A 6,092-nucleotide genomic window follows, 5' to 3' on the forward strand; every position below is an offset into this window, starting at 1 on the left:
GTCCGGGTGGGTGGAGCTCCTTCGTAGACTGATCAGGTGATATCCCGTATCGACCTGCGCGGGTCCCTGCCGGACGACCTGCGCACCGTGCTGCCGAGAGCCGAGCTCGACGTTGAGGCCGCCCTGGAGAAGGTGCGGCCCATCTGCGATGACGTACGCCATCGTGGCGCCGAGGCCGTACGGGACTACACCGCGCGCTTCGACGGGATCGAGGTCGGGGCGCTGCGGGTGCCCGAGGCGGCCATCGGCCGTGCCCTCGAAGAACTCGACCCCGCCGTCCGCGACGCGCTCGAGGAGTGCATCCGCCGCACCCGCGTCGTCCACCGCGCGCAGCGGCGCACCGACGTCACCACGCAGGTGGTCCCCGGCGGCACCGTCACCGAACGCTGGGTGCCGGTGGAACGGGTCGGGCTCTACGTCCCCGGCGGTCAGGCCGTCTACCCCTCCAGCGTCGTCATGAACGTCGTGCCCGCGCAGGAGGCGGGGGTCGAGTCCCTCGCCGTCACCTCGCCGGCGCAGCAGGAGTTCGGGGGCCTGCCGCACCCGACGATCCTCGCCACGTGCGCCCTGCTCGGCGTCGACGAGGTGTACGCCGCGGGCGGCGCGCAGGCCATCGCGATGTTCGCCTACGGCACCGAGGAGTGCCGGCGCGTCGACATGGTCACCGGGCCCGGCAACATCTGGGTCGCGGCCGCCAAGCGCCTGCTCAAGGGCGTCATCGGCATCGACTCCGAGGCCGGTCCGACCGAGGTCGCGGTGCTGGCCGACGCCACCGCGGACCCGGTGCACGTCGCCGCGGACCTGATCAGCCAGGCCGAGCACGACACGCTGGCCGCCGCCGTCCTGGTCACCGACTCCGAGGAGCTCGCCGCCGCGGTCGAGCGCGAGCTGACCGAGCAGGTCACGCGGACCAAGCACACCGAGCGGATCACCGCGGCCCTGGCCGGCCGCCAGTCCGGGATCGTGCTCGTTGACGACGTCGACGCCGGGCTGAAGGTCGTCGACGCGTACGCCGCCGAGCACCTGGAGATCCAGACCGCCGACGCCCGCACGGTCGCGAGCCGGGTGCGCAACGCCGGCGCGATCTTCGTCGGGCCGCACGCCCCGGTGTCGCTCGGCGACTACATGGCCGGCTCGAACCACGTGCTGCCCACGGGCGGGTGCGCCTGCCACTCCAGCGGCCTGTCGGTGCAGACCTTCCTGCGCGGCATCCACGTCGTCGACTACGACGAGGCCGCCCTGGCGGACGTGACCGGGCGGGTCGTCACGCTCGCCGAGGCCGAGGACCTGCCCGCCCACGGCGCCGCCATGAAGGCCCGGTTCGATTGGGGTATCCCCGAGTGACGTCCTTGCGCGACCTTCCGATCCGCGACGACCTGCGGGGGCGGGAGCCGTACGGCGCGCCGCAGCTCGACGTGCCGGTGCGGCTCAACACGAACGAGAACCCCTACCCGCCGTCGCCGCGACTGGTCGAGGCGCTCGGCCGCGCGGTCGCCGAGGTCGCCGGCGGACTCAACCGCTACCCCGACCGCGACGCCGTCGAGCTGCGCAAGGACCTCGCCGACTACCTCGGCCACGGCGTCACCGCCCGGCAGGTCTGGGCGGCCAACGGCTCGAACGAGATCATTCAGCAGATCCTGCAGGCGTTCGGCGGCCCGGGCCGTAGCGCGCTGGGTTTCGAACCGTCGTACTCCATGCACCCGATCATCACGCGGGTCAGCGGCACCGCGTGGATCGACGCGTACCGCGACGAGGACTTCGGGCTGGAGGCCGAGCGCGCGGTCGCGGCGATCGAGGAGCACCGCCCCGACATCGTCTTCCTGACCTCGCCGAACAACCCGACGGGCACCTCGCTGCCGCTCGAGGCGATCGAGGCGGTTCTGGCCGTGGCGCCGGGCATGGTGGTGGTCGACGAGGCGTACGCCGAGTTCCGCCGGCAGGGCACGCCGAGCGCGCTCTCGCTGCTGCCCGGCAACCCCCGGCTGATCGTCACGCGGACGATGAGCAAGGCGTTCGCGATGGCGGGCACCCGCGTCGGCTATCTCGCCGCGGACCCCGCTGTCATCGACGCGCTGCTGCTCGTGCGCCTGCCGTACCACCTCTCGGCGGTGACGCAGGCGGTGGCGCGCACCGCCATCGCCCACCAGGATGAGCTGCTGGGCGCGGTCGAGGCGCTGCGCGCCGAGCGGGACGCCCTCGTCGGCTGGCTGCGCGGGGAGGGCTTCGAGGTGGCCGACTCCGACGCCAACTTCGTGTTGCTCGGCCGGTTCGCCGACCGGCGGGCCGTCTGGCAGGGCATCCTCGACCGCGGCGTGCTGATCCGTGAGGTCGGTCCGCCGGAGTGGCTGCGGGTCAGCGTCGGCACGCCGGAGGAGATGGCGGCCTTCCGCGCCGCCCTCAAGGCAAGCGTATGAGTTCCAACGGAGGAGAGAAGCGGATGCGCACCGGACGCGTCGAGCGGGGCACGAAGGAGACGCAGGTCGTCGTGGAGGTCGACCTGGACGGTACCGGGCGGGTGGACGTCGCCACCGGCGTCGGCTTCTTCGACCACATGCTGACGCAGCTGGGCAAGCACGGGTCGTTCGACCTGACCGTGAAGACCTCCGGTGACCTGCACATCGACAGTCACCACACGATCGAGGACACCGCGATCGCCCTCGGTCAGGCGTTCCGCGAGGCTCTGGGCGACAAGTCCGGCATCCGGCGGTTCGCCGACGCCAGCGTGCCGCTGGACGAGACGCTCGCCCAGGTGACGGTCGACCTGTCCGGCCGGCCGTACCTCGTGCACACCGAGCCGGAGGGCATCGCCCCGATGATCGGCCCGGACTACGACACGACGATGACCCGCCACATCTTCGAGGCGTTCGTGTTCAACGCCGCGATCTGCCTGCACGTGCACGTCCCGTACGGGCGCAACGCGCATCACATCGTCGAGGCGCAGTTCAAGGCCCTGGCACGGGCGCTGCGGGACGCCGTCGCCCACGATCCCCGCGCGCACGGCATCCCCTCGACGAAGGGCACGCTGTGAAGAACGTCGTCGTCCTCGACTACGGATCGGGCAACCTCCGCTCCGCCGAGCGCGCCGTCGCCCGGGCCGGGGCGGACGTCACCGTCACCGCCGACTTCGACGCCGCGCTGAACGCCGACGGCCTGGTGGTCCCGGGCGTCGGCGCCTTCGCGGCGTGCATGAAGGGGCTGCGCGGCGTCCGCGGTGAGCAGATCATCGGCCGCCGGCTCGCCGGCGGCCGCCCGGTGCTCGGCATCTGCGTCGGCATGCAGATCCTGTTCGAGAAGGGCGTGGAGCACGGGATCACCACCGACGGCTGTGCCGAGTGGCCGGGCACGGTGGAGCGGATCGAGGCGCCGATCCTGCCGCACATGGGCTGGAACACCGTCGAGTCGCCGGAGGGCACCGTGCTGTTCGCGGGCCTGGACCCCGACACGCGGTTCTACTTCGTGCACTCGTACGGCGTGCGCCGCTGGGACATGCCGCCCGGCCGGTTCACCCCGCCGCTGGTGACCTGGAGCGAGCACGGCGAGCGCTTCGTCGCGGCGGTGGAGAACGGCCCGCTGAGCGCCACGCAGTTCCACCCGGAGAAGTCCGGCGACGCCGGCGCCGTCGTCCTGAAGAACTGGCTGTCGACGCTCTGATGAGCAAGGAGCGTCAGCGGCGCCGGGCGGAACGGGAGGCGGCGCGGCAGCGCGCCGCCGCCGAGGCCGCCCGCCGGGACGCGCGTAAGGCGCGGCGCCGGGCCCGGATCGCCCGGGTCACGCGGCTCCTGCCGCGCCGGTCCGGGCGGCCGGGCGGAATCCTCGCCCGGCGGCGCCGCGAGCAGAACGCCATCGTCGCGGTGGTCTTCGTGCTCATCCAGGTGGTCGCCTGGATATATCTGTCCTCGTGGACCGGGCGGCTCGGGGTGCTGGCCCTGTCGGTGTTCCTGGTCCCGGTGTTCGTCACGCTCGCCTTCGACCGGAGGTCTTAAGACATGTCCCTGGTACTGTTGCCCGCCGTCGACGTCGCGGCCGGTCAGGCCGTACGTCTGGTGCAGGGGGAGGCCGGCACCGAGACCTCCTACGGTGAGCCGGTCGAGGCGGCCCTGGCCTGGCAGAGCGCGGGCGCGGAGTGGATCCATCTGGTCGACCTGGACGCCGCGTTCGGCCGGGGGTCCAACCGCGAGCTGCTCGCCGACGTGATCGGCAAGCTGGACGTGAAGGTGGAGCTGTCCGGCGGGATCCGCGACGACGACTCCCTCGCGGCGGCGCTGGCGACCGGCTGCTCGCGGGTCAACATCGGCACCGCCGCGCTGGAGAACCCCGACTGGTGCCGGAAGATCATCGCCGAGCACGGGGACAAGATCGCGGTGGGGCTGGACGTGCGCGGCACCACGCTCGCGGCACGGGGCTGGACCCGCGAGGGCGGCGACCTGTGGGAGGTGCTGGAGCGCCTGGAGGCGGACGGCTGCCCGCGCTACGTCGTCACGGACGTGACCAAGGACGGCACCCTCCGCGGGCCGAACACCGACCTGCTCCGCGAGGTCTGCGCCCGCACCGACCGCCCCGTGGTCGCCTCGGGCGGCGTCTCGTCACTGGACGACCTGCGCGCGCTCGCCGGGCTGGTGCCGGTGGGCGTCGAGGGCGCGATCGTCGGCAAGGCCCTGTACGCCGGCGCGTTCACCCTGGAAGAGGCCCTGGCCACGGTGGGAGCGGGCGCGTGATCAAGCGGATCTCCTCCGGCGGTCCCTGGGAGGACATGGTCGGGTACTCCCGGGTGGTCGTGGCCGGGCCGTGGGTGCTCGTCGCGGGCTGCACCTCGACGGTGGACGGCGAGGTGCGGTACGAGAACGACGCGTACGGCCAGACGAAGACCGCGTTCGGCATCGCGCTGCAGGCCGTGGAGAAGGCCGGCGCCTCGGTTGAGGACGTCGTGCGGACCCGCATGTACGTCCGGGACATCGCCGACGCCGAGGCCGTGGGCCGGGCGCACCGCGAGCTCTTCGGCGAGGTCCGCCCGGCCGCGACGATGATCGAGGTCTCCGCGTTCATCGACCACCGGATGCTGGTGGAGATCGAGGTGGACGCCTACTCCGAGGCGCTTCAGGACGGAGAGAGAACATGAGTGTCGCGGTTCGGGTGATTCCCTGCCTGGACGTCGACGCCGGGCGGGTGGTCAAGGGGGTCAACTTCGAGAACCTCCGGGACGCCGGCGACCCGGTCGAACTGGCCCGGCGCTACGACGCCGAGGGCGCCGACGAGCTCACCTTCCTCGACATCACCGCCTCCAGCGGCGGCCGTGAGACGACGTACGAGGTCGTGCGCCGCACGGCCGAGCAGGTGTTCATCCCGCTGACGGTGGGCGGCGGCGTCCGTACCGTCGACGACGTCGACCGGCTGCTGCGGGCCGGTGCGGACAAGGTGTCGATCAACACCGCGGCGATCGCCCGGCCGGAGTTCCTCCGGGAGGCGGCGCACCGGTTCGGCTCGCAGTGCATCGTGCTGTCGGTGGACGCCCGCCGGTCCGCCTCCGGGTTCGAGGTCACCACGCACGGCGGGCGGCGCGGCACCGGCCTGGACGCGATCGAGTGGGCGCGGCGCGGCGAGGAACTGGGCGTCGGGGAGATCCTGCTGAACTCCATGGACGCCGACGGCACCAAGAACGGCTTCGACCTGGAGATGCTGCGCGCGGTACGCGCGGTGGTGAGCGTCCCGGTCATCGCGAGCGGGGGAGCCGGCGCGATCGAGCACTTCGCCCCCGCGATCGACGCGGGCGCCGACGCGGTACTGGCCGCGAGCGTGTTCCACTTCGGCGACCTCAAGATCGGCGACGTCAAGGAGTCGCTGCGCGGGGCCGGCCACCCGGTCCGCTGACCGGCGGCGCCGCCCCGCGCCACCCTGGCACGCGCCCCCGGCGCCGCTCCGCGCCGCCTCGGCATGCGGTCGCGGCGCCGCTCCGCGCCGCCTGGGCGTACCGTCCTCGCGCCGCTCCGCGCCGCTCCGTGCCGTGTCGCCTCGGCGCGCTGTCGCGGCGCCGCTCCGTACGCCGCCTCGGCGCCGCGCCGCACACCGCCCCCGCCTGTAAACCGCCCCCCCCCCGC

Annotated in this window: 8 protein-coding genes; all 8 read left to right on the forward strand. The window is 73.0% G+C overall.

Translation table 11 applies throughout. The features are described from left to right. Positions 1-36 precede the first annotated feature (36 nt). Genes hisD through hisF form a run of 8 tightly spaced genes read left to right on the forward strand, consistent with a single transcriptional unit; the run spans position 37 to position 5,865 of the window. Entirely contained in the window at positions 37-1,344 is a 1,308-nt protein-coding gene (gene hisD / locus AB0K82_RS38810) for a histidinol dehydrogenase (RefSeq protein WP_364406985.1), read from the forward strand. Beyond that, the gene (locus AB0K82_RS38815; RefSeq protein ID WP_364406986.1) at positions 1,341-2,414 is read left to right on the forward strand and encodes a histidinol-phosphate transaminase; all 1,074 of its coding nucleotides are present in this window, start codon (positions 1,341-1,343) and stop codon (positions 2,412-2,414) included. The genes hisD and AB0K82_RS38815 overlap by 4 nt, the downstream gene beginning before the upstream one ends. Before the next feature lie 23 nt (positions 2,415-2,437). Further along, positions 2,438-3,028 carry an imidazoleglycerol-phosphate dehydratase HisB gene (gene hisB / locus AB0K82_RS38820; protein ID WP_360878822.1) on the forward strand — a complete coding sequence of 197 codons (591 nt, stop codon included), beginning with the start codon at positions 2,438-2,440 and terminating at the stop codon, positions 3,026-3,028. Beyond that, positions 3,025-3,651, forward strand: coding sequence for an imidazole glycerol phosphate synthase subunit HisH (gene hisH, locus AB0K82_RS38825; RefSeq protein WP_364406989.1), 627 nt, complete (start codon positions 3,025-3,027; stop codon positions 3,649-3,651). Before hisB ends, hisH begins: the two co-directional genes overlap by 4 nt. Continuing rightward, positions 3,651-3,983, forward strand: coding sequence for a hypothetical protein (locus AB0K82_RS38830; protein WP_364406992.1), 333 nt, complete (start codon positions 3,651-3,653; stop codon positions 3,981-3,983). Before hisH ends, AB0K82_RS38830 begins: the two co-directional genes overlap by 1 nt. Before the next feature lie 3 nt (positions 3,984-3,986). Continuing rightward, complete coding sequence (priA, locus tag AB0K82_RS38835) at positions 3,987-4,715, forward strand: bifunctional 1-(5-phosphoribosyl)-5-((5-phosphoribosylamino)methylideneamino)imidazole-4-carboxamide isomerase/phosphoribosylanthranilate isomerase PriA (RefSeq protein WP_364406994.1); 729 nt, start codon at positions 3,987-3,989, stop codon at positions 4,713-4,715. Further along, complete coding sequence (locus AB0K82_RS38840) at positions 4,712-5,116, forward strand: RidA family protein (RefSeq protein WP_364406997.1); 405 nt, start codon at positions 4,712-4,714, stop codon at positions 5,114-5,116. The genes priA and AB0K82_RS38840 overlap by 4 nt, the downstream gene beginning before the upstream one ends. Next, complete coding sequence (gene hisF / locus AB0K82_RS38845) at positions 5,113-5,865, forward strand: imidazole glycerol phosphate synthase subunit HisF (RefSeq protein WP_364406999.1); 753 nt, start codon at positions 5,113-5,115, stop codon at positions 5,863-5,865. The genes AB0K82_RS38840 and hisF overlap by 4 nt, the downstream gene beginning before the upstream one ends. The last annotated feature ends 227 nt before the right edge of the window (positions 5,866-6,092 follow it).

This window comes from Actinoallomurus sp. NPDC052274, from assembly GCF_040679475.1.
Taxonomy (GTDB): domain Bacteria; phylum Actinomycetota; class Actinomycetes; order Streptosporangiales; family Streptosporangiaceae; genus Actinoallomurus; species Actinoallomurus liliacearum.

Excerpts from the sequence above, each read along its gene's own strand:
- hisB (WP_360878822.1), top strand. The coding sequence starts at position 2,438 with ATGCGCACCGGACGCGTCGAGCGGGGCACGAAGGAGACGCAGGTCGTC.
- priA (WP_364406994.1), top strand. The coding sequence starts at position 3,987 with ATGTCCCTGGTACTGTTGCCCGCCGTCGACGTCGCGGCCGGTCAGGCC.
- hisF (WP_364406999.1), top strand. The coding sequence starts at position 5,113 with ATGAGTGTCGCGGTTCGGGTGATTCCCTGCCTGGACGTCGACGCCGGG.
- AB0K82_RS38830 (WP_364406992.1), top strand. The coding sequence starts at position 3,651 with ATGAGCAAGGAGCGTCAGCGGCGCCGGGCGGAACGGGAGGCGGCGCGG.